The sequence below is a fragment of the Sinorhizobium sp. KGO-5 genome, assembly GCF_036245905.1.
Lineage (GTDB): Bacteria > Pseudomonadota > Alphaproteobacteria > Rhizobiales > Rhizobiaceae > Sinorhizobium > Sinorhizobium meliloti_A.
On record NZ_BDIZ01000005.1, the window covers coordinates 325096 to 347265 of the forward strand.

Here is a 22170-nt window from a genome sequence, read left to right on the forward strand (position 1 = left end):
AAATCCCCAATCCTGCCGGCCTTGCGGGGAAGGCCCCGTTTTATCCGCCGATCAACTGCACCACAGGCCGTAACCGCAGCGCCTATCCGTCCGCACCAAAGGGCGCCTGGCGGCGGCTGCCCCCGGGCTGTCTCCGTGCTTGGGTAGCACGTAACCGAATGCCGATACGAGAGCGCTTGCAGGTGCATGCACAAAAACCTTGTGCGCCCGGGCGCTGGAGCGTGTTATGGCGGTGCTGCGGGTCAAAACCGATGCAAATATGCCCGATCTGGTGTCAAATCGACGCTGACCACGCAACCACTTGTGTGTATCAGAGGACGCGCCCTTGAAAGTGCGCGCTGTGAATACCTAAAGTAAGGCAATATTTGCATTGGCGGATTGCACCGGAGGACGCTCCCTGCTCTCTCCGGCGGACGAAGGACAAAAGCATGACTGCGCGCCACACGAAAGTGTTGATTATCGGTTCCGGCCCTGCCGGTTATACCGCGGCCATCTATACGGCGCGAGCCATGCTTTCGCCGGTCCTCATCGCCGGTATGGAACAGGGCGGCCAGCTGATGATCACCACGGATGTGGAGAACTATCCGGGCTATGCCGATCCGGTCCAGGGACCCTGGATGATGGAGCAGATGCTGAATCAGGCGATCCACGTCGGCACCGAAATCGTCAACGACCTCGTAACCGACGTCGACCTGTCCGTCCGCCCCTTCCGCCTCAAGACGGATAGCGGCACGGATTGGACGGCGGACGCTTTGATCATCGCCACCGGCGCCAAGGCGAAATGGCTCGGCATCGAAACCGAGCCGACCTTCATGGGATTCGGCGTTTCCGCCTGTGCCACCTGCGACGGGTTCTTTTATCGCAACAAGGATGTCATCGTCGTCGGCGGTGGCAACTCCGCGGTGGAGGAAGCACTTTATCTCTCCAATCTGGCGAAGACCGTCACCGTCGTTCACCGCCGGGATGCTTTTCGCGCGGAAAAGATCCTGCAGGAGCGCCTTTTCGCAAAGCCGAACGTCAAGGTGATTTGGGACCACGAGGTTCTGGAATATCTCGGGACGCCTGCAAAGCCGCCGATGCCGGCCTCGGTCAACGGCGTGAAGCTTCGCAACACCAAGACCGGGGAAACATCCGACATGTCCATCGACGGCGTTTTCGTCGCGATCGGTCATGCGCCTGCGGTCGAGCTCTTCAAGGGCAAACTTCGCCAGAAGCCGAACGGGTATCTCTGGACTGCGCCGGATTCCACCGCGACGGACGTCCCGGGCGTCTTCGCCGCAGGCGACGTGACCGACGACATCTATCGGCAGGCGGTTACTGCCGCCGGCATGGGTTGCATGGCTGCGCTCGAAGCGGAGAAATACCTGGCGGGTCATATGCCCGTCGCAATTGCAGCCGAATAGAAGCTGCTAAACAGGGCGCGCGCCGGGATCGGGGGCGCGGCTCTGCGAGCGCGGGATGAGGAAAAGTGCGTGCGGTTTTCCGCCGTATCCCGCGTCTCAACTTATTAGAATCGATCACGTTCATGATCTTAGGTCGATCCGACTAAGATTATCGTGATCTAGGGAACAGATGCATCGGTCGTCTCCGGAGAAAAGTGGCAAGCTTTTCCGGCTGAGCCTTTATGGGGGATTCTATGTCGCTGGACTGGGACAAACTGCGCATTTTCCATGCGGCGGCCGAGGCTGGCTCGTTCACGCACGCGGCAGACAAACTCCACCTTTCGCAGTCGGCGATCAGCCGGCAGGTCAGTTCGCTCGAGCAGGATGTCGGTATCAAGCTCTTTCATCGGCACGCCCGCGGCCTGATCCTCACCGAACAGGGCGAAATGCTCTATCGCACCGCGCACGACGTGCTGATGAAGCTCGAAAGCGTCAAGGCGCAGCTTAGCGAGACGACGGACAAGCCAAGCGGCAAGTTGCGGATCACGACCACGGTCGGCCTCGGCCAGGGGTGGCTGACCGACAAGATCCAGGAATTCATGTCCTTGTATCCGGAAATCCAGGTACAGCTCATCCTCGACAACGAGGAACTGGACGTGAACATGCGTCATGCGGACTGCGCCATCAGGCTGCGGCAACCGCAACAGTCGGATCTGATCCAGCGCAAGCTCTTCACAGTGCACATGCATGTCTATGCCGCGCCGTCCTACATCAACAAATATGGCGAGCCGCAGTCGCTTGACGATCTCGACAATCACCGGATCATCACCTTCGGCGAGCCCGCCCCCAACTATCTGCTCGACGTGAACTGGCTGGAGATTGCCGGACGCGATTCCGACAATCCGCGCATTTCGCATCTGCAGATCAACAGCCAGACATCGATCAAGCGCGCCTGCCTGCTCGGCATCGGCATCGCCATGCTTCCGGACTATATCGTCGGCCGCGATCCCGGTCTCATTCAACTGCCGATAAGCGCCGACATCCCCTCTTTCGATACCTATTTCTGCTATCCGGACGAATTGAAGAACGCCGCGAAGCTGAAAGTCTTCCGCGATTACATCGTCGCTAAAGCGAGAAACTGGAACTTTTGACGTTCCGTTCAATTGCCCGATTTGTGAGCAATTGCCAGTCTCTTGCGTAAGCCTTTGTTAATGCTAGACTTTTTTCATATGAGAGCGGCGCTCCTCGCGAACCGCGTCCTTGTGCGCTGCAAAAATGAGCAGCGATGCGCAAACGGCATGGCTGTCATGCATATTAAATGATTGCCGACAGCCCAAAAAAGCAGCATACCACACTCAGCTGATGCATCTTTGGTGGCTTCTCCTCCCAGTGCCACCGCAGCAGCTGTTCCCCTCTGGAGGTTTTAATTACCTTCACAACTACAAGGGCCCAAGTTTTCTTGTGGCCCTCTTTTTTTGCCTGCGGGAGGCCCACAGCCTTCAGTTGCGAAAATCTTGGGAACGGCTATTGAAAGCGGCTACGGCCCTCCCCATATCTCTTTCAGCTGGTGCATCTAGCGGCTTTCTCCTCCCCAGCCGCTGCAGCAGCTGTTCCCCTCTGGAGGTTTGAAACCTTCACAACTGAAAGGGCCCAAGTTTCTTGTGGCCCTCTTTTTTTGCCCGCGTTTTGCCCGGCATTCACAGGTCATTTGGGCCCGGTATTCACGACGTTGTGACTTCCTGTATCGAATTTTAGCGATATATATATCGAAGAAACTAAATACATCGAAATACGATGGATAGAGACGAAATTCTCAAAGCACTGGCGCATCCGACGCGCATGGAGATTCTGACCTGGTTGAAGGAGCCGCAGGCGCATTTCTCCGGCCAGGAGCATCCGCTCGACATGGGCGTCTGCGCAGGGCAGTTCGAAAGATGCGGCCTGTCGCAGTCGACGGTTTCATCTCATCTCGCCGTGCTGCAGCGCGCCGGTCTGGTGACGACCCGCCGCGTCGGCCAGTGGGTCTTCTATCGGCGCAATGAGGAGACCATCGCAGCGTTTCTGAAGACCATCGGCGATCTCTGATTTCCCCAACTTCCTCCCAAGTCTCAACCGCAATGGAAAGGACAATCCATGGCCTCTCTCTTCGACCCGATCACGATCGGCGATATCAGCCTCAGCAACCGCGTGGTGATGGCACCTCTGACCCGGAACCGTTCACCCCAGGCCGTGCCCAATGATCTGAACGTCGCCTATTACGAGCAGCGCGCATCCGCCGGCCTGCTGATCACCGAAGCGACGGCGATAAGCCACCAGGGCCAGGGCTATGCCGACGTGCCGGGCCTTTACAAACCGGAGGCCCTCGCCGGCTGGCGCAAGGTCACGGATTCGGTTCACAAAGCCGGTGGCAAGATCGTCGTGCAGATGTGGCATGTCGGGCGGATATCCCACGATTCGCTCCAGCCGCAGGGCGGCAAACCGGTCGCCCCTTCCGCTATCCGCGCCAAATCGAAGACCTATCTCGTCAATCCCGATGGGACCGGCAGCTTTGCCGAAACCTCCGAACCGAGGGCGCTCGAACTGGCGGAGATCGGCGGCATCGTCGAGCATTACCGCAAAGCTTCTCGGGCCGCGATCGAAGCCGGTTTCGACGGCGTCGAGATCCATGCTGCCAACGGCTATCTGATCGACCAGTTCCTGCGCTCCGGGTCCAATCAGCGCACGGACGCCTACGGCGGCTCGATCGAGAACCGCGCCCGCTTCCTCTTCGAGGTGGTCGATGCCGTTACCAAGGAGATCGGCGCTGGTCGGGTCGGGATCCGCATCTCTCCCGTGACCCCCGCCAACGACGCCTTCGATCCGGATCCGCAGCCGCTCTTCACCTATGTCGTCGAGGGCCTGGCCCGCTATCCGCTCGCCTATGTGCACGTGATCGAGGGCGCTACCGGCGGGGCGCGCGACCATCAGCAGGGTGACCGGCCCTTCGACTACACAAGCCTCCGTGCCGCCTACGCAGCCGCCGGCGGCAGGGCGGCCTGGATGACGAACAACGGTTACGATCGCGATCTGGCGCTGAAGACGGTCGAAAACGGCGAAGCCGATCTGGTTGCTTTCGGCAAACCCTTCATCGCCAATCCGGATCTCGTTCGTCGTTTGAGAGACAACGTGCCCCTGAATGCGCCGGACCAGGCGACCTTCTATGGCGGCGGCGCCAAGGGTTATACGGATTACCCATCGCTCGAAAACGTCGCCTGAATCGATAAAGACCAAGGAGCCCCGCCCAATGCGCGGGCTCCTTGCGCAGCGAATCGATTATGCTGCCCCGATGTTCACGTCCTTCATCGATGAATGGTCTCTAGAGCCCGCAGGCGACCCTATCCTCACGCGGACGAGCCATCTCCTGCCCGTTCGCTGGCGCGGCGTGCCGGCGATGCTCAAGGTGGCAGACGAGCCGGAGGAAAGATTTGGTGGGCAGTTGATGCGATGGTGGGATGGCCACGGCGTCGCCCGGGTCTACGCCGCAACCGAAAGCGCCATCCTCCTCGAACGGTCGGAGAGCCGCCGATCGCTTTTTCATATGGCGATGACCGGCAGCGACGACGACGCCACCCGGATCGTCTGCCGCACCGTTGCCGCGCTGCATGCACCACGGCCCTCCACGCCGGCGGGTCTCGCACCGCTCGAGCGCTGGTTCCAGGCGCTGGACCCTGCAGCCCGCGCCCATGGCGGTATTCTCAGGACCTGTGCAGACGCTGCCCACCATCTCCTATCCGCGCCCGAAGTCCCGGTCGTCCTGCACGGAGACATTCACCACGGCAACATTCTCGACTTCGATGCCCGGGGCTGGCTCGCCATAGATCCCAAGGGCCTCTATGGCGATCGCGGTTTCGATTACGCCAATCTCTTCTGCAATCCGGAGCTTCCCGTCGTAACCGCTCCGGGGCGGCTATCCGGACAGCTTGCAATCGTCGCCCATGAGGCGCGGCTGGAGCCGAAGAGGCTCCTTCGGTGGATCGTCGCCTATGCCGGCCTGTCGGCGGCCTGGTTCCTTGGCGACGGAGAAAGCCCGGAAAGCACTTTGGCAGTGGCCGCGATTGCAGCCGCGGAGCTGAGCGGCTAGTGGACGGGGAGAAACTCGGCTGTTGAGCCGACAAGTCCGCTGGACCCGGAGGAAGAGTATGGAAATCAGAGATGCCGCAGAAACCGATCTTCCGGCGATATGCGCGATCTACAACGACGCTGTGGCGAACACGACGGCGATCTGGAACGAGACCCTTGTCGACGTCGCCAACCGGAAAACCTGGCTGAAAGCACGCAACGCTGCCGGCTTTCCGGTGCTTGCCGCCCTTTCCCCTGACGGCGAGGTCGTCGGCTACGCCTCCTTCGGCGAGTGGCGCGCCTTCGACGGATACCGGCACACGGTGGAGCACTCGGTCTATGTGCGGACGGACCAGCGCGGCGGCGGCATAGGCCGGGCGCTTATGCTCGCGCTCATCGATCGTGCCGAAGCACTTGGCAAGCACGTGATGGTCGCGGGGATAGAGTCGGCAAACCTGCCGTCGATCCGTCTCCATGAGCAACTCGGTTTTCGTGAGGCCGGCCATATGAAGGAGGTCGGCACGAAATTCGGCCGATGGCTCGACCTCATCTTCATGCAACTGATCCTTCGCACCGGTTCTCCGGACTGAAAGCTTTGCAGCCCGATTTCTCGTCCGCAACGAAGATGCTATCTATATGCACTCGTTGGTCGCCGAGGGCCGCATGGTCGCGTACGAAAAGGCAGGCACAAGCTTTATCCGGAGCACCCTGAAGGGACGTCTGGCACGCGTCGCCGCGGCCGTGTTGTCCGTGGTCATGTGTTTTGTCTCCGCCCACTCCGGGGCTGCGGAGGCACGCACCGACGCGCCGGCTCCGCCGCGGAAGTGCCTCTACTCGGGGGTGTCCACGGCAAACCCCTTCCTCCGTCTCTGCATCAGCCCCGACAATTTCGCCCGCGACGTCTGCGGCATCATCGAACATTATGCCAAGGCGAACGATCTGCCCGCCGCTTTCTTCGCCCGTCTGATCTGGCGCGAAAGTCTTTTCCAGCCGGACGCCATCAGCCCCAAGGGCGCAGAAGGAATTGCCCAGTTCATGCCCGCGACGGCAAAGCTGCGCGGCCTCTCGGACAGCTTCAACGCGGTGGCGGCGCTCGGCAAATCCGCCGAATATCTGAGGGAGCTCAAGTCCCGGTACGGCAATCTCGGTTTTGCGGCGGCGGCCTACAATGCCGGCGAAGCAGGCCTGGAGCGCTTCCTGGAAAAGGACCGTCTACCCTATGAAACGCGGGATTACGTGCTGGCGATCACCGCCTATTCGGTCGAAGACTGGCGCGACAACCCACCGAAGTCGCTCAACATCGAACTCGACAAGAACAAAAGCTTCCTCGATGGCTGCGTCGCGCTTGCCAATACGCGGCGCTTGCGCGAGCTGGTTATCGCCGATGAAGCCGTCTGGGCGCCCTGGGGCGTTCAGCTTTCGGCCCACTATCAGAAATCCATGGCGCAGCGGCTGTTCCTGAATGCCGTGAAAAGATTGCCCGCTCCGATCAACAGCGAAAAGGCAGTTCTGGTGCGGGAGCGCAATGCCAGCTTCGGGTCCAGGCGCCGCTACGCTGCCCGCATCGGCCGGCAGACACGCGCCGAGGCAGACCAGCTTTGCGCCGCCATCCGCAAGAGCGGTGGCGTCTGCGTCGTGTTCAAGAACTGACGGATGCACGCCCCAGCGCGTTGCCGCTATGCCCGGCGGGGAAATTGTTGCTCGTTTCACTGCGCAGGCAATCAAGAGACGCAAGCGTCGTTGCAACGGCTTGGTCGATCGGCGTATGCGGCTCTTCACCCAGCAGCGCGACAAGGCGATCGTTGCGCATTTCAAGCGGCTTCCGCCACAGGTAGCGCATCTCCTTAACTTCCCGAAAGAAAGGGACGACGGGCGACGCCAGCGTGACGAGCCACCACGGAAAGGACCGAACCCTTAGGTGCGGCCTGTCCGCCGCACGTCTGATCGCGGCGATCATTCTGGTGCCTTCATCGTCGAAGTGTCCGCGCATATGGTAGACGGCGAAGGGCGGGAGGGTTTCCGCACGCTCGATCAGGCGTGCCATCGTCTCCGCCATGTCCGGCAAATAGGCCCATTGGTGAGCGACCCCTTTCGCGCCGGGATAAGTTACCGTCGTCAGCGGTTTTCCAGGCTTCACCAGCCCTTGCGAGAACCAGTTGTTCCCAGCATTCGGCCCGAAGAAATCCCCCGCCCGGAGGATGATGACGCCGGTGCCTTCCTCAGAGGCAGCTTTCAGCCGGGCCTCCATTTCCTTGCGAATCGCTCCCTTTTTCGTCAGTGGCCGCTGCGGTGAATCCTCACGAAGAATTGGGAAAGCGTCGGGACCGAAGTTATACATCGTGCCCGGTAACACGATGCGGGCGGCAGCCTGTCCGGCTGCACCTATGGTGTTGTCGAGCATCGGCAGCACCAGGCGTTCCCAATCGCGGTAACCGGGCGGATTGACCGCATGAACGATGAACCCCACTCCCTCTGCCGCGGCACGAACATCCTCCGCGTTCATCGCGTCGCCTTGAATCCACTCGAGGGCCGGCATTTCTGCGGATACCTTCGCAGCGTTGCGGTGCAGCGCGCGGACTTTCCACCCACGCGCATTCAGGTTTTGCGCCACGGCGCCACCGATTCCGCCTGTTGCACCCAGCACCAGGACCGTTCCTGTATTCTCTTTCGTCGCGCTCATCATTCTCTCCATCGCTTGACGAACGGAGCATCGGCCATCATTCGGCTAAACGGAATTGTCTAAATAGGTCTTTCCGCTATACTGAAATGCATGAACCTCATTGAGCCGAGTTGGGACTTCTACCGCACCTTTCTCATGGTGTTGCGCGAGCGCTCGCTATCGGCCGCGGCGCGCCAGCTCGGCCTGACCCAGCCGACCGTTGGCCGGCACATAGATGCCTTGGAGACGTCCGTGGGGTTTCCGCTCTTCACGCGTTCGCCGCACGGATTGATGCCGACCGACGCCGCGCTGGAGTTGCGGCCCTATGCCGAGACCCTGGCAGCGACAGCTGCAGCCCTGTTGCGTGCCGCATCAGGACAACACGGTGCGATCGGCGGAACGGTCCGTATCAGCGCCAGTGAGGTCATCGGCGTTGAAGTCCTGCCCCCGATCCTCGCCGAATTGCACAGGGACTACCCGGACCTCTCCGTCGAACTTTCCGCGTCGGATGTCGTCGAAGACTTGCTTCGCCAGGAGGCGGATATCGCTGTGCGCATGGTCGCGCCGGCCCAGGAGGCATTGGTTGCGCGCCATATCGGTGCGGTTCCGCTCGGTTTCCATGCGCATCGCTCCTATCTGGAGCGCCGTGGGATACCGCAGACGCTTGAGGATCTCTCCCGCCACAGCGTGATTGGCTATGACCGGGAAACGCCGGCGATCCGCTCGATCATAGGAAGAGCACCGGACTTGCCGATCGGGCGCTTCGCTTTCAAATCCGATAGCAACCTTGCTCAACTCGCGGCGATCCGCGCCGGTTTCGGCATCGGCATTTGCCAAAACGCCCTTGCCGCCCGCGACTCGGATCTCATGCACGTGCTGACGGATGCCTTTGAACTGAAGCTCGAGACCTGGCTCGTAATGCACGAAAATCTCCGTGCGACGCCACGTTGCCGCGTGGTTTTCGATGCCCTTGCCCGCGGGCTTCTCGACTACCTGCGCCAATAAATCGATTCCCAAAAAAAGAGACCCGCCGCTGGAAAGCGGCGGGCCTGAACTTATTCCTGCGCTTCGATCACTCGTCCGGTGTCGACGTGGTGTCCGGCGGCAGCTCCGGTTCGGCCATGACGCCTTCGGCACCTACGGCTTCGATCTCCTCGTCGCCATCCGGCTCACTGATCCGCTCGACCGAAACGACCTTCTCGTCCTTGGCGGTGGAGAAAATGGTCACGCCCTTGGTGGCGCGGCTCGCCAGGCGAATGCCTTCCACCGGAACCCGGATGAGCTGACCTCCATCGGAAACGAGCATGATCTGGTCGTTGTGCTCGATCGGGAAGGCGGCGACGAGTTCGCCGATTTCCGCCGTCTTCGAGGTATCGGTGGCGCGAATGCCCTTGCCGCCGCGGCCTGAAGTGCGGAAGTCGTAGGACGAGGAACGCTTGCCGAAGCCTTTCACCGAGACCGTCAGGATGAATTGCTCGCGCGCCTTCAGTTCCTCGTAGCGCTCATTGGTGAGTTCGCCGCCATTGGTGACCTCCTCGCCGACAAGCACGATTTCCTCTTCTTCACCGGTCAAGGCGCGACGCTCCGCGGCCGACCGTTTCAGATAAGCGGCACGCTCCCACGGCTCGGCTTCGACGTGAGCGACGATGGCCATCGAGATGATCCGGTCGCCGTCACCGAGCGAAATGCCGCGAACGCCGATCGAGTTGCGGCCCGCAAAGACGCGGACATCGGCAACGGGGAAGCGGATGCACTGGCCGAGGGCTGTCGTGAGCACCACGTCGTCGAACTCGGTGCAGGTGTCGACCGAGAGGATTTCGTCGCCCTCCTCTTCGAGCTTCATCGCGATCTTGCCGTTGCGGTTGACCTGGACGAAGTCTGAGAGCTTGTTGCGACGGACCGTGCCGCGGGTCGTCGAGAACATGACGTCGAGGTTTTCCCAGGTCGTCTCGTCCTCGGGAAGCGGCATGATCGTGGTGATGCGCTCGCCGGGTTCCAGCGGCAGCATGTTGATCAGCGCCTTTCCGCGCGACTGCGGCGTGCCGATCGGAAGGCGCCAGACCTTCTCCTTATAGACGATGCCGCGGGAGGAGAAGAACAGAACCGGCGTGTGCGTATTGGCGACGAACAGCCTGGTAACGAAATCCTCGTCGCGCGTGGCCATGCCCGAGCGGCCCTTGCCGCCGCGGCGCTGCGCCCGATAGGTCGTCAGCGGCACACGCTTGATGTAGCCGAGATGGGACACGGTCACCACCATGTCCTCCTGCGCGATCAGGTCCTCGTCGTCCATGTCCGGACCGCCGTCGGCAATCTCGGTTCGGCGCGGCGTGCCGAACTCGTCGCGGACTGCGGCAAGTTCGTTCTTGACGATCTGCATGATACGGAGACGGGACGACAGGATGTCGAGGTAGTCCTTGATCTCCTCGCCGATCTTGTTGAGCTCGTCGCCGATCTCGTCGCGGCCGAGCGCGGTCAGACGCTGCAGGCGCAGATCGAGGATCGCGCGAGCCTGTTCTTCGGACAGGTTATACGTAGCGTCGTCATTGATCCGGTGACGCGGGTCGTCGATCAGCCGGATCAGCGCATCGACGTCGTGCGCCGGCCAGCGGCGTTCCATCAGCTGTTCGCGCGCGGTCTGCGGATCCGGCGCCTGGCGGATGAGCTTGATCACCTCGTCGATATTCGCGACCGCGATCGCGAGACCGACCAGCACATGCGCCCGCTCGCGCGCCTTGCGCAGCAGGTATTTCGTGCGCCGGCTGACGACATCCTCGCGGAAGGAGACGAAGGCGCGCAGCATATCGAGCAGCGTCATCTGCTCCGGCTTGCCGCCGTTCAGCGCCACCATGTTGCAGCCGAAGGAGGTCTGCAACGGCGTGTAGCGGTAAAGCTGGTTGAGAATGACTTCGGCGTTGGCGTCGCGCTTCAGTTCGATGACGACGCGATAGCCCTGGCGGTCGGATTCGTCGCGAAGATCGGAAATGCCCTCGATCCGCTTCTCGCGGACGAGTTCGGCCATCTTCTCTATCATCGTCGCCTTGTTCACCTGATAGGGGATCTCGGTGATGATGATCTGCTCGCGATCGCCGCGCATCGGCTCGATATGGGCACGCCCGCGCATGATGACGGAGCCGCGGCCGGTCTCGTAGGCCTGACGGATTCCCGAACGGCCGAGGATCAGCGCCCCGGTCGGGAAATCCGGCCCCGGAATGATCTGCATCAGCTCCGGCAGTTCGATCGCGGGATTGTCGATCAGGGCGATACAGCCGTCGATCACCTCTACGAGGTTATGAGGTGGGATATTGGTCGCCATGCCGACGGCGATGCCGCCGGCCCCGTTGACGAGCAGGTTCGGGAACTTTGCCGGGACGACGACGGGCTCGTGCAGGGTGCCGTCGTAGTTGTCGCGGAAATCGACCGTGTCCTTGTCGAGATCGTCCAGCAGCGAATGCGCCGCCTTCTGAAGCCGGCACTCGGTATAACGCTCTGCCGCCGGCGGATCGCCGTCGACGGAGCCGAAGTTGCCCTGGCCGTCGATCAGCGGCAGCCGCAGAGACCAATCCTGCGCCATGCGTGCGAGCGCATCGTAAATCGCCATGTTGCCGTGCGGATGGTATTTACCCATCACGTCACCGGTGACGCGGGCGCATTTTACGTATTTCTTGTTCCAGTCGATGCCGAGCTCGCTCATCCCGTAGAGGATGCGGCGATGAACGGGTTTGAGACCGTCGCGCACGTCGGGAAGCGCGCGCGACACGATCACGCTCATGGCGTAATCGAGATACGACCGCTGCATTTCCTCGATGATGGAAATCGGCTCGATGCCTGGCGGATTTTTTCCGCCGCCGGGGGTGCTTTGCTCAGTCAATGGCGATCACGATCTTTGTTCAGAATCAATCGGTTTTTTATAGCCGAATGCGGCTCGGAGCGCCAATTTTCGGCCGGTGTTTTGAACAGTCTTTTGCCGCAGGAACAGGCTTTTCTAGGGCAAGGAAAGGAGCTCGCAAGGAAAGCTGCGCGCCTCGGGGATGGCGCTGGTTTAAGCCATTGCGTTGCACTTGGCTACCCGCACTTTCCAAGCTCGCGTCGCTTGCCTAACAATGCGGGTCGCACCACCGGGAATAGCCGGGGTAGAAATCCGGAAGGGGATACGGATGTTCGATGTCGATCTCTTGGTCAATGCGCTGACGACGCTGCTCGTCACGCTTGATCCGCCCGGCCTTGCGCCGATCTTCCTGAGCCTGACCGTCGGCTTGAGCCGGCAGCAGCGCTTCCAGGTCGCGACCCGCGGCTCGCTCATCGCTTTTTTCATCCTCGCCGCCTTTGCGCTTTTTGGCGACGGCATCCTCGGTCTGCTCGGCATCTCGATCGGCGCCTTCCGGATCGCCGGCGGCATGCTGCTCTTCTGGATCGCTTTCGAGATGATTTTCGAAAAACGCCAGGAGCGAAAGGAAAAGGCCGGAGAGACGGCGATCACGAAGGACCACCTTCACAATATCGCGGTCTTCCCTCTCGCACTGCCGCTGATTGCCGGGCCGGGAGCGATCTCGGCAACCATCCTTCTCGGCAGCTCCTTTCCCTCGGCATTGGATCGGGTGCAGCTCATCGTCGTCATCGCCGCATCGATGGCCATATTGTTCCTGGCGCTGGTGATCGCCGAGCGCATCGATCGGTTCCTGGGCGTCACCGGCCGGGCGATCCTTACCCGCCTCCTCGGCGTCATCCTTGCCGCACTCGCCGTTCAATTCGTCGTGGACGGCGTGCGCTCGGCGTTTCAGGTCTGAAGGCATAACGAGAACGGCCCGCAACGAAGCGGGCCGGATGGGTCTCGGGCTGGCTGGAGCAGTCGATCAGAACGGAATGTCGTCGTCGAGATCGCGCGAGAAGTTGCCGCCCTGGTTCGGCTGGTTCGATTGACCGCCGGACCGGGCGCCGCCCGAGGAGGGCCGCGACTGATCGTATTCATCGTAGCCGCCGCCACCGCCGTAGTCGCTGCCGCCGCGGCCTGCGCCGCCGCCCTCGCCTCCGCGACCGTCGAGCATCGTCAGGGTCGAGTTGAAGCCCTGAAGGACGACCTCGGTCGAATAGCGGTCATTGCCGGTCTGATCCTGCCACTTGCGCGTCTGCAGCTGGCCTTCGATGTAGAGCTTGGCGCCTTTCTTCACATATTGTTCGACGACCTTGCAGAGGCCTTCGTTGAAGACGACGACCGTGTGCCACTCCGTCTTCTCGCGGCGCTCGCCCGAATTGCGGTCGCGCCAGGTCTCGGAGGTGGCAATTCTGAGGTTGGCGATCGGCCGGCCGTCCTGCGTGCGCCGGATTTCCGGGTCGGCCCCGACGTTTCCGATCAAGATCACCTTGTTGACGCTACCAGCCATATCGCTTTTCCCGTTTCTGCCGCCGGACCGCTCGGCCGGCTCTCCAATGTCTCATGTGCGAACACCTTAGCGGCCCGCCGCCGCCGATACGCCCCGTATCGCGCATAATCCACAGCTGATTTGGCGTGGATATGGCAGAGTTTGTTCTTTTTTTGTTCTAGTATTCCTCTATGATCCTGTCAACCGAATCGCAATTGCACCGCCTCTTTTGCCGATTGCGCCTCGACATGGGCGCGGCCGTCATTACATAGGGGGCTTTCAACCGACATACAAAGCTGGCCTTCCGATGAGCGAACTCAAGACCATCTCCATTCGCGGCGCTCGCGAGCACAATCTCAAGGGCATCGACCTTGATCTGCCGCGCAACAAGCTGATCGTGATGACCGGCCTTTCGGGCTCCGGGAAATCCTCGCTTGCCTTCGACACGATCTACGCCGAGGGCCAGCGGCGCTATGTCGAGAGCCTGTCGGCCTATGCGCGCCAATTCCTCGAAATGATGCAGAAGCCCGACGTCGATCAGATCGACGGGCTCTCGCCGGCGATCTCGATCGAGCAGAAGACCACGTCGCGCAACCCGCGTTCGACTGTCGGAACCGTTACCGAGATCTACGACTATCTGCGCCTGCTCTTCGCGCGCGTCGGCGTGCCCTATTCTCCCGCCACGGGCCTGCCGATCGAAAGCCAGACCGTCAGCCAGATGGTCGACCGGGTGCTGGAGTTCGGCGAGGGAACGCGCCTCTATATGCTGGCCCCGCTCGTGCGCGGGCGCAAGGGCGAGTACAGAAAAGAACTCGCCGAGCTGATGAAGAAGGGCTTCCAGCGCGTCAAGGTAGACGGGCAATTTTACGAGATTGCCGACGTGCCGGCGCTCGACAAGAAATACAAACACGACATCGACGTGGTCGTCGACCGTGTCGTGGTGCGGCCCGATATCGGAACCCGTCTCGCCGACAGTATCGAAACCTGCCTTACGCTCGCCGACGGCTTGGCGATCGCCGAATTCGCCGACCGCCCCCTGCCTCCGGAAGAGACCTCCGCCGGCGGCTCGGCCAACAAGTCGCTGAACGAAACGCATGAGCGGGTGCTGTTTTCCGAGAAGTTCGCCTGTCCCGTCTCGGGTTTCACCATTCCCGAGATCGAGCCGCGGCTTTTCTCCTTCAACAATCCCTTCGGAGCCTGCACGACCTGCGACGGGCTGGGCAGCCAGCAGAAGATCGACGAGGCGCTGATCGTTCCGGAGCCGAACCGCACCCTCAGGGACGGCGCCATCGCACCCTGGGCGAAATCCACCTCGCCCTACTACAACCAGACGCTCGAGGCCCTCGGCACGGTTTTCGGCTTCAAGCTCGGCAGTCGCTGGAGCGAGCTTTCCGAGGAAGCACAGGACGCGATTCTCCACGGCACGAAGGACAAGATCACCTTCCACTATCAGGACGGCGCCCGATCCTACAACACGACGAAAACCTTCGAGGGCATCGTGCCGAATCTCGAACGCCGCTGGAAAGAGACCGACAGCGCCTGGGCGCGCGAGGAGATCGAGCGCTATATGTCGGCGGCGCCCTGCCCCGCCTGTGCCGGTTACCGGCTGAAGCCGGAAGCGCTTGCCGTCAAGATCCACGCGCTGCATATCGGCGAGGTTTCCGATATGTCTATTCGCGCCGCACGCGACTGGTTCGAGGTCTTGCCCGAGCATCTCAGCACGAAGCAGAACGAGATCGCCGTGCGCATCCTCAAGGAGATCCGCGAGCGCCTGCGCTTCCTGAACGACGTCGGCCTCGAATATCTGAGCCTTTCGCGCAATTCCGGCACGCTTTCGGGCGGAGAAAGCCAGCGCATCCGGCTCGCGTCGCAGATCGGCTCAGGGTTGACGGGCGTTCTCTATGTTCTCGACGAGCCCTCGATCGGCCTTCACCAGCGCGACAATGCCCGCCTCCTGGATACGCTGAGGCATCTGCGCGACATCGGCAACACGGTCATTGTCGTGGAGCATGATGAGGATGCGATCCTGACGGCCGATTACGTCGTCGACATCGGCCCGGCGGCCGGCATTCACGGTGGCGAGGTCATTGCGGAAGGGACCCCTTCCGATATCATGTCCAATCCGAAATCGCTGACCGGGAAATATCTCTCCGGCGAGCTTTCCGTTGCCGTGCCCGGCGAACGGCGCAAACCGAAGAAGAAGAAGGAAGTCACCGTCGTCGGCGCGCGCGCCAACAATCTGAAGAACGTGACCGCATCGATCCCGCTCGGTGTCTTCACCGCCGTCACCGGGGTATCGGGCGGGGGCAAGTCCACCTTCCTGATTGAGACGCTCTACAAGGCTGCCGCCCGCCGCGTCATGGGCGCGCGCGAAAATCCGGCCGAACACGACCGGATCGACGGCTTCGAGCATATCGACAAGGTGATCGACATCGACCAGTCGCCGATCGGCCGCACGCCGCGCTCCAACCCGGCGACCTATACCGGAGCCTTCACGCCCATTCGCGACTGGTTCGCCGGGCTGCCGGAAGCAAAGGCGCGCGGCTACCAGCCGGGCCGCTTCTCCTTCAACGTCAAGGGCGGCCGCTGCGAGGCCTGTCAGGGTGACGGCGTCATCAAGATCGAGATGCACTTCCTGCCGGATGTCTACGTCACCTGCGACGTCTGTCACGGCAAGCGCTACAATCGCGAGACGCTGGACGTTCACTTCAAGGGAAAGTCGATCGCCGATGTGCTCGACATGACGGTGGAGGAAGGCGTCGAGTTCTTCGCGGCCGTTCCGGCGGTGCGCGACAAGCTGGTGACACTGAACCAGGTGGGCCTCGGCTATATCAAGATCGGCCAGCAGGCGAACACGCTTTCGGGCGGCGAAGCCCAGCGCGTCAAGCTCGCCAAGGAGCTGTCGAAACGCTCAACCGGGCGCACGCTCTATATTCTCGACGAGCCGACAACAGGCTTGCATTTCCACGACGTAGCCAAGCTTCTTGAAGTTCTGCATGAGCTGGTCAATCAGGGTAACTCCGTAGTGGTCATCGAGCACAATCTCGAAGTCATCAAGACGGCCGACTGGATCATCGACTTCGGCCCGGAAGGCGGCGACGGCGGCGGCGAGGTCATTGCGCAGGGGACGCCGGAAGAGGTCGTGAAGGAGCAGCGCTCCTATACCGGCCAGTTCCTGAAGGAGCTTCTGGAGCGCCGGCCAGTGAAAAAGGTGGTTGCGGCGGAGTGATGTGGCCGGGCCGGACGCCTCGTGAAATCGGGTGGCGTCTCTGATTCGCCCCGGCTACAGCGGTTTTGCGCGTCTGAGTGAGCATCGAGGAGGAAGTGGATGGCAAATTCGGGACAAATCCGTATCGGCATCGGCGGATGGAACTTCGAACCCTGGGAAGGCACCTTCTATCCGGACGATCTTCCGAAGAAGCGGCAACTCGAATTCGCGGGCAAGGAATTGCGGACGATCGAGGTCAACGGCACCTATTACAGCTCACAGAAGCCGGCAACTTTCGCCAAGTGGGGGTCGGAGGTTCCCGACGGCTTCATTTTCTCGCTGAAGGCGAGCCGCTTCGTGACCAATCGCAGGGTCCTGTCCGAAGCCGGTGAATCCATGGAGCGGTTCCTGACCCAAGGACTGACGGAGCTCGGCGACCGCCTCGGTCCCATCCTCTGGCAGTTCGCGCCGACCAAGAAATTCGACGCGGAGGATTTCGAGGGATTCTTGAAGCTCCTGCCGGAAAAGCAGGACGGCCTTAAGCTCCGCCACGTGGTCGAGGTCCGCAACCCCAGCTTCCAGGTTCCGGACTTCGTCAAGCTCATTGAAAAATACAAGGTGGCCGTCGTTCTTGCCGAGCATGCGGACTACCCGATGATCGCCGATGTCACGAGTGATTTCGTCTATGCACGGCTGCAGAAGGGCAGCGACGAGGTGAAGACCTGCTATCCGCCGAAGGATCTCGATCGCTGGGCCGAGCGGCTGAAGACCTTTGCCGCCGGCGGTGAGCCGGACGACCTGGAGAAAGCTGCGTCGGAACGCAAGCCCGAGACGGCACCTCGCGACGTCTTTGCCTTCTTCATCTCCTCAGGCAAGGTCAATGCGCCGAACGGCGCCAGGGAACTGCAGAAACGCGTGGCCTAGGCGTGGCCATCGCCGAGGTCTTCTTGTTGAGCCCCTCTGGCAGGCCAGGGGGCAGCAAGATCATCGCATCCGAATCACCAAACGGGCCGCTTCACACACCCACCTGATTCGCAATCGCGAGTAGCGCTGGGCCACGTCTTTTACCCGCTTTTTCATCCATAAAAATTTGAATTTCGGCCTGCCGCTAGCTCATCTTCGCAGGCAAGCGGTGGAAGTCCCTGTTTTTCAACGGATTGATCGATGTCCCCGTTTTCCACAGTCGACCCACACAAGATATAGCGCCCAAACTTCCGTCACAAACCACCCCTTGACGCCCCGAGGCGATTCACGGTTAATGGATTTCACGTTGCGACGGCGGCGGACCGGGAAGTTCAGAGGCCGGTTCACACCCCCAAATCGTCGGTTCCGACATGCGGCCCGGGCGAATGAGCCCGAGCGGCTGCAGTGGCGGAATTTTGCGCGAAATTTGGGTCGCCAAAGCGGCATTTCGAGCTGGCGTAAAGAGCCTGTTAATACTATATTTAGTGTTTGCAGCCAGCATCATCACAAGATACAGGGTTACCCAGGAGCTGGGTTTCCTCACATCGACAGAAATTTTCAGGCTGGCTGCGAGATCCATCGCGGCCGGGCGAGGTTAACTGCGCTTTAGCGCATGGCAACAAAGGACGGGACAATGAAGATCGAGCGTCGTTTCACAAAGGCAGGGCAATCCGCCTATGCCGAGATTGAGTTCCGCAAGGCGACGAGTGAGATCAAGAACCCGGACGGGTCCGTGGTCTTCCGCCTTGCGGATATCGACGTGCCAGCGCAGTTCTCGCAGGTCGCCGCCGATATTCTCGCCCAGAAATATTTCCGCAAGGCCGGCGTGCCGGCAAAACTGAAGCGCGTCGAGGAAAACGACGTGCCGTCCTTCCTCTGGCGCTCGGTTCCGGACGCCGACGCGCTGAAGGCGCTGCCGAAGGAAGAGCAGTACGGTTCCGAAACCGATGCCCGCCAGGTTTTCGATCGCCTGGCCGGCACCTGGGCCTATTGGGGCTGGAAGGGCGGCTATTTCGACACGGAAGAGGACGCCGGCGCCTTCCGTGACGAGCTCGCCTACATGCTCGCCACCCAGCGCGTTGCTCCGAACTCGCCGCAATGGTTCAACACCGGCCTCCACTGGGCCTATGGCATCGACGGCCCCGGCCAGGGCCACTTCTACGTCGATCCCTTCACCGGCAAGCTGACGAAGTCCAAGTCTGCCTACGAACACCCGCAGCCGCACGCCTGCTTCATTCAGTCGGTCGCGGACGACCTCGTCAACGAGGGCGGCATCATGGATCTCTGGGTGCGCGAGGCGCGCCTCTTCAAATACGGCTCCGGTACCGGCTCGAACTTCTCGCATCTGCGCGCCGAAGGCGAAAGGCTCTCGGGCGGCGGCAAGTCCTCCGGCCTCATGAGCTTCCTGAAGATCGGCGACCGCGCCGCGGGCGCCATCAAGTCGGGCGGCACGACGCGCCGCGCCGCCAAGATGGTCGTCGTCGATATCGACCATCCCGACATCGAGGAATATATCAACTGGAAGGTCAAGGAAGAGCAGAAGGTCGCCGCCCTCGTCACCGGCTCGAAGATCGTCGCCAAGCACCTGAAGGCGATCATGAAGGCCTGCATCAATTGCGACGGCAGCGACGATGCCTGCTTCGATCCCAAGCAGAACCCGGCGCTGAAGCGCGAGATCCGCGCCGCCAAGCAGGCGCTGGTTCCGGAGAATTATGTCAAACGCGTCATTCAGTTCGCGCGTCAGGGTTATAAGGACATCCAGTTCAAGACCTATGACACGGATTGGGATTCGGAGGCCTATCTCACGGTTTCCGGCCAGAATTCCAACAACTCGGTCTCGATCAAGGACGACTTCCTGCGCGCCGTGGAGGCGGATGGCGATTGGCACCTGACCGCCCGCAAGGACGGCCGCGTCATGAAGACCCTGAAGGCGCGCGATCTCTGGGAGTCGATCTCCCACGCCGCGTGGGCCTCGGCCGATCCGGGCCTGCACTTCAACACGACGATGAACGACTGGCACACCTGCCCGGCTGCAGGCCCGATCCGCGCATCGAACCCGTGCTCGGAATACATGTTCCTCGACGACACGGCTTGCAATCTCGCCTCGCTCAACCTGATGCAGTTCAAGGATGCCGCGACCAAGCGGATCAATATCGGCGACTACGAGCATGCCGTCCGTCTTTGGACGGTCGTTCTCGAAGTCTCGGTGATGATGGCGCAGTTCCCGTCCCGCGAGATCGCCGAGCTCTCCTACGAATACCGCACGCTCGGCCTCGGCTATGCGAATATCGGCGGCCTGCTGATGTCGTCAGGCATTCCCTATGACTCCCCCGAGGGCCGCGCCATCGCCGGCGCGCTGACCGCGATCATGACCGGCGTCGCCTATGCCACCTCGGCCGAGATCTCCGCAAAGCTCGGCCCCTTCCCCGGCTTTGCGCCCAACCGCGACAACATGCTGCGCGTCATGCGCAATCACCGCCGCGCGGCTCACGGCGAGACCGCCGGTTATGAGGGCCTGTCCGTCAACCCGGTCGCGCTCGTCCACGGCGATTGCCCAGACCAGGACCTGATCGCCCATGCCAAGAGCGCCTGGGACAAGGCGGTCGAGTTCGGCGAGAAGCACGGCTACCGCAACGCTCAGGCCACCGTGATCGCGCCGACCGGTACGATCGGGCTCGTAATGGATTGCGACACGACCGGGATCGAGCCCGATTTCGCCCTGGTGAAATTCAAGAAGCTCGCCGGCGGCGGCTACTTCAAGATCATCAACCGTGCGGTTCCCGAGGCGTTGCGCACGCTCGGCTACTCGGAAAGCCAGATCGCCGAGATGGAGGCTTATGCCGTCGGCCACGGCAACCTCAACCAGGCGCCCGCCATCAACCCGACGACGTTGAAGGCCAAGGGCTTCACCGACGAGAAGATCGAAGCCGTCAATGCGGCGCTTAAAGCTGCCTTCGACATCAAGTTCGTCTTCAACCAGTGGACGCTCGGCGCCGATTTCCTCAAGGCGACGCTGAAGGTCAGCGACGAGCAGCTTGCCTCAATGGACTTCAACCTGCTCGAGCATCTGGGCTTCTCCAGAAAGGACATCGAAGCCGCCAACATCCATGTCTGCGGCGCGATGACGCTCGAAGGGGCACCGTTCCTGAAAGCAGAGCACCTGCCGGTCTTCGATTGCGCCAATCCCTGCGGCAAGATCGGCAAGCGCTACCTCTCGGTCGAAAGCCATATCCGCATGATGGCGGCCGCCCAGCCCTTCATTTCGGGTGCAATCTCCAAGACGATCAACATGCCGAACGAGGCGACCGTCGAGGATTGCAAGAACGCCTACATGCTCTCCTGGAAGCTCGCGCTGAAGGCGAATGCGCTCTACCGCGACGGTTCCAAGCTCTCGCAGCCGCTGAACGCCTCGCTGATCGAGGATGAGGAAGACGAGGACGCGATCGAAGAGCTGATGCAGGCGCCGGCAGCCGCCCAGGCGGTCGCCGTCACCGAGAAGATCATCGAGCGCGTCATCGAGAAGGTAGTGCGCGCCCGCGAGAAACTGCCGAACCGTCGCCAGGGCTATACCCAGAAGGCGATCGTCGGCGGCCACAAGGTGTATCTGCGCACCGGCGAATTCGGTGATGGGCGCCTCGGCGAGATCTTCATCGACATGCACAAGGAAGGTGCGGCCTTCCGGGCGATGATGAACAACTTCGCCATCGCCATCTCGCTCGGCCTGCAATATGGCGTGCCGCTCGAAGAATATGTGGAGGCCTTCACCTTCACCAAGTTCGAGCCGGCCGGCATGGTCCAGGGCAACGACGCGATCAAGAACGCAACGTCGATCCTCGACTATGTCTTCCGTGAGCTTGCCGTTTCCTATCTCGGCCGCCACGACCTTGCTCATGTCGACACCTCCGACTTCAGCAACACCGCGCTCGGCCGCGGCATTCAGGAAGGAAAGACCAACCTCGTCTCCACCGGCTGGACCCGCGGCTACAAGCCGTCCATCGTCGGCGGCACGGGCGAGCGCTCCGAACCGAAGGGGGCTTCGACGGCCGCCCCGGCCCGCGCCTCGGCCGGCGCTTCCGTCACCTCGATCTCCGGCAATGCCGTGCGCAAGCTGGAGCCGGCAATCGCCGCCGCCACCTCCGAAGTCGTCGCCTTCAAGCGCGATTACGAGGAACGGGCCGTCGAACTCGCCGAGGAGATTGCCGAAGAAGCGGAACAGGAGGTGACTGCCCTCTTCTCCGACAAGGCCGCGGCAGAGGCCGCTGCGGCAAAGTCCGAGGCAAAGAAGGTCGAAGCCGAACGCCGCGCCCGCTCGATCATGCAGGGCTATACCGGCAACATGTGCTCCGAGTGCCAGAACTTCACGATGGTGCGAAACGGCACGTGCGAGAAGTGTGACACATGCGGCGCCACGAGCGGGTGCAGCTGAGATAGGCGGCGGAAGTTGTAATCAGCCATTGGTTACGACGCACTCCCACTGAAATGACGCAGTAACAGATATGGCCG

15 protein-coding genes are annotated in these 22170 nt (G+C 61.6%); 12 read left to right on the forward strand and 3 right to left on the reverse strand.

What is annotated here, in order from left to right; translation table 11 throughout:
* Positions 1 to 428 precede the first annotated feature (428 nt).
* The 7 genes from trxB (at position 429) to BHD07_RS22230 (ending at position 7130) form a co-directional block, all read left to right on the forward strand.
* The gene (gene trxB, locus BHD07_RS22200; protein WP_324763358.1) at positions 429 to 1403 is read left to right on the forward strand and encodes a thioredoxin-disulfide reductase; all 975 of its coding nucleotides are present in this window, start codon (positions 429 to 431) and stop codon (positions 1401 to 1403) included.
* Positions 1404 to 1636: 233 nt separating this feature from the next.
* Positions 1637 to 2533, forward strand: coding sequence for a LysR family transcriptional regulator VtlR (locus BHD07_RS22205; protein WP_003529555.1), 897 nt, complete (start codon positions 1637 to 1639; stop codon positions 2531 to 2533).
* Between the two features lie 643 nt (positions 2534 to 3176).
* The gene (locus BHD07_RS22210; RefSeq protein ID WP_003529553.1) at positions 3177 to 3467 is read left to right on the forward strand and encodes an ArsR/SmtB family transcription factor; all 291 of its coding nucleotides are present in this window, start codon (positions 3177 to 3179) and stop codon (positions 3465 to 3467) included.
* Between the two features lie 48 nt (positions 3468 to 3515).
* A complete protein-coding gene (locus BHD07_RS22215) occupies positions 3516 to 4637 on the forward strand; it encodes an alkene reductase (protein ID WP_338283097.1) in 1122 nt (373 codons plus the stop codon).
* 70 nt (positions 4638 to 4707) lie between these two features.
* Positions 4708 to 5502 carry an aminoglycoside phosphotransferase family protein gene (locus BHD07_RS22220; protein ID WP_338283146.1) on the forward strand — a complete coding sequence of 265 codons (795 nt, stop codon included), beginning with the start codon at positions 4708 to 4710 and terminating at the stop codon, positions 5500 to 5502.
* A 58-nt stretch (positions 5503 to 5560) separates the two neighbouring features.
* Positions 5561 to 6070, forward strand: a complete 510-nt coding sequence (locus tag BHD07_RS22225) for a GNAT family N-acetyltransferase (RefSeq protein ID WP_338283098.1) — start codon at positions 5561 to 5563, stop codon at positions 6068 to 6070.
* A gap of 46 nt (positions 6071 to 6116) precedes the next feature.
* Positions 6117 to 7130 carry a lytic transglycosylase domain-containing protein gene (locus BHD07_RS22230; protein WP_338283099.1) on the forward strand — a complete coding sequence of 338 codons (1014 nt, stop codon included), beginning with the start codon at positions 6117 to 6119 and terminating at the stop codon, positions 7128 to 7130.
* Here the strand turns inward: BHD07_RS22230 and BHD07_RS22235 are convergent.
* A complete protein-coding gene (locus BHD07_RS22235; protein WP_338283100.1) occupies positions 7120 to 8160 on the reverse strand; it encodes an NAD(P)H-binding protein in 1041 nt (346 codons plus the stop codon). The two genes, BHD07_RS22230 and BHD07_RS22235, sit on opposite strands and share 11 nt — an antisense overlap.
* Before the next feature lie 90 nt (positions 8161 to 8250).
* On the opposite strand from BHD07_RS22235, the gene BHD07_RS22240 reads away from it, so the two are divergent.
* Positions 8251 to 9144 carry a LysR family transcriptional regulator gene (locus BHD07_RS22240; protein WP_338283101.1) on the forward strand — a complete coding sequence of 298 codons (894 nt, stop codon included), beginning with the start codon at positions 8251 to 8253 and terminating at the stop codon, positions 9142 to 9144.
* A gap of 67 nt (positions 9145 to 9211) precedes the next feature.
* Here the strand turns inward: BHD07_RS22240 and gyrA are convergent, their stop codons facing one another.
* The gene (gyrA, locus tag BHD07_RS22245; protein ID WP_324763353.1) at positions 9212 to 12007 is read right to left on the reverse strand and encodes a DNA gyrase subunit A; all 2796 of its coding nucleotides are present in this window, start codon (positions 12005 to 12007) and stop codon (positions 9212 to 9214) included.
* 286 nt (positions 12008 to 12293) lie between these two features.
* Between gyrA and BHD07_RS22250 the strand changes: the two genes are divergently transcribed.
* Positions 12294 to 12923, forward strand: a complete 630-nt coding sequence (locus tag BHD07_RS22250) for a MarC family protein (RefSeq protein ID WP_100674011.1) — start codon at positions 12294 to 12296, stop codon at positions 12921 to 12923.
* Positions 12924 to 12989: 66 nt separating this feature from the next.
* On the opposite strand, the gene BHD07_RS22255 is transcribed toward BHD07_RS22250, so the two are convergent.
* On the reverse strand, positions 12990 to 13517 hold the full coding sequence (locus tag BHD07_RS22255) for a single-stranded DNA-binding protein (protein ID WP_338283102.1): 528 nt from the start codon (positions 13515 to 13517) through the stop codon (positions 12990 to 12992).
* Positions 13518 to 13803: 286 nt separating this feature from the next.
* On the opposite strand from BHD07_RS22255, the gene uvrA reads away from it, so the two are divergent.
* From uvrA to BHD07_RS22270, 3 genes are all read left to right on the forward strand, one after another.
* Complete coding sequence (uvrA, locus tag BHD07_RS22260; RefSeq protein ID WP_100674013.1) at positions 13804 to 16725, forward strand: excinuclease ABC subunit UvrA; 2922 nt, start codon at positions 13804 to 13806, stop codon at positions 16723 to 16725.
* A gap of 99 nt (positions 16726 to 16824) precedes the next feature.
* Positions 16825 to 17628: a DUF72 domain-containing protein gene (locus BHD07_RS22265; RefSeq protein ID WP_338283104.1), complete on the forward strand. Its 804-nt coding sequence runs from the start codon at positions 16825 to 16827 to the stop codon at positions 17626 to 17628.
* Between the two features lie 673 nt (positions 17629 to 18301).
* A complete protein-coding gene (locus tag BHD07_RS22270) occupies positions 18302 to 22093 on the forward strand; it encodes a vitamin B12-dependent ribonucleotide reductase (RefSeq protein ID WP_338283105.1) in 3792 nt (1263 codons plus the stop codon).
* The last annotated feature ends 77 nt before the right edge of the window (positions 22094 to 22170 follow it).

Bases quoted from the DNA above. Each gene is read 5' to 3' on its own strand.
- trxB (WP_324763358.1), top strand. From the start codon at position 429: ATGACTGCGCGCCACACGAAAGTGTTGATTATCGGTTCCGGCCCTGCC.
- BHD07_RS22205 (WP_003529555.1), top strand. From the start codon at position 1,637: ATGTCGCTGGACTGGGACAAACTGCGCATTTTCCATGCGGCGGCCGAG.
- BHD07_RS22210 (WP_003529553.1), top strand. From the start codon at position 3,177: ATGGATAGAGACGAAATTCTCAAAGCACTGGCGCATCCGACGCGCATG.
- BHD07_RS22215 (WP_338283097.1), top strand. From the start codon at position 3,516: ATGGCCTCTCTCTTCGACCCGATCACGATCGGCGATATCAGCCTCAGC.
- BHD07_RS22220 (WP_338283146.1), top strand. From the start codon at position 4,708: ATGTTCACGTCCTTCATCGATGAATGGTCTCTAGAGCCCGCAGGCGAC.
- BHD07_RS22225 (WP_338283098.1), top strand. From the start codon at position 5,561: ATGGAAATCAGAGATGCCGCAGAAACCGATCTTCCGGCGATATGCGCG.
- BHD07_RS22230 (WP_338283099.1), top strand. From the start codon at position 6,117: ATGCACTCGTTGGTCGCCGAGGGCCGCATGGTCGCGTACGAAAAGGCA.
- BHD07_RS22235 (WP_338283100.1), bottom strand. From the start codon at position 8,160: ATGAGCGCGACGAAAGAGAATACAGGAACGGTCCTGGTGCTGGGTGCA.
- BHD07_RS22240 (WP_338283101.1), top strand. From the start codon at position 8,251: ATGAACCTCATTGAGCCGAGTTGGGACTTCTACCGCACCTTTCTCATG.
- BHD07_RS22250 (WP_100674011.1), top strand. From the start codon at position 12,294: ATGTTCGATGTCGATCTCTTGGTCAATGCGCTGACGACGCTGCTCGTC.
- BHD07_RS22255 (WP_338283102.1), bottom strand. From the start codon at position 13,517: ATGGCTGGTAGCGTCAACAAGGTGATCTTGATCGGAAACGTCGGGGCC.
- uvrA (WP_100674013.1), top strand. From the start codon at position 13,804: ATGAGCGAACTCAAGACCATCTCCATTCGCGGCGCTCGCGAGCACAAT.
- BHD07_RS22265 (WP_338283104.1), top strand. From the start codon at position 16,825: ATGGCAAATTCGGGACAAATCCGTATCGGCATCGGCGGATGGAACTTC.
- BHD07_RS22270 (WP_338283105.1), top strand. From the start codon at position 18,302: ATGAAGATCGAGCGTCGTTTCACAAAGGCAGGGCAATCCGCCTATGCC.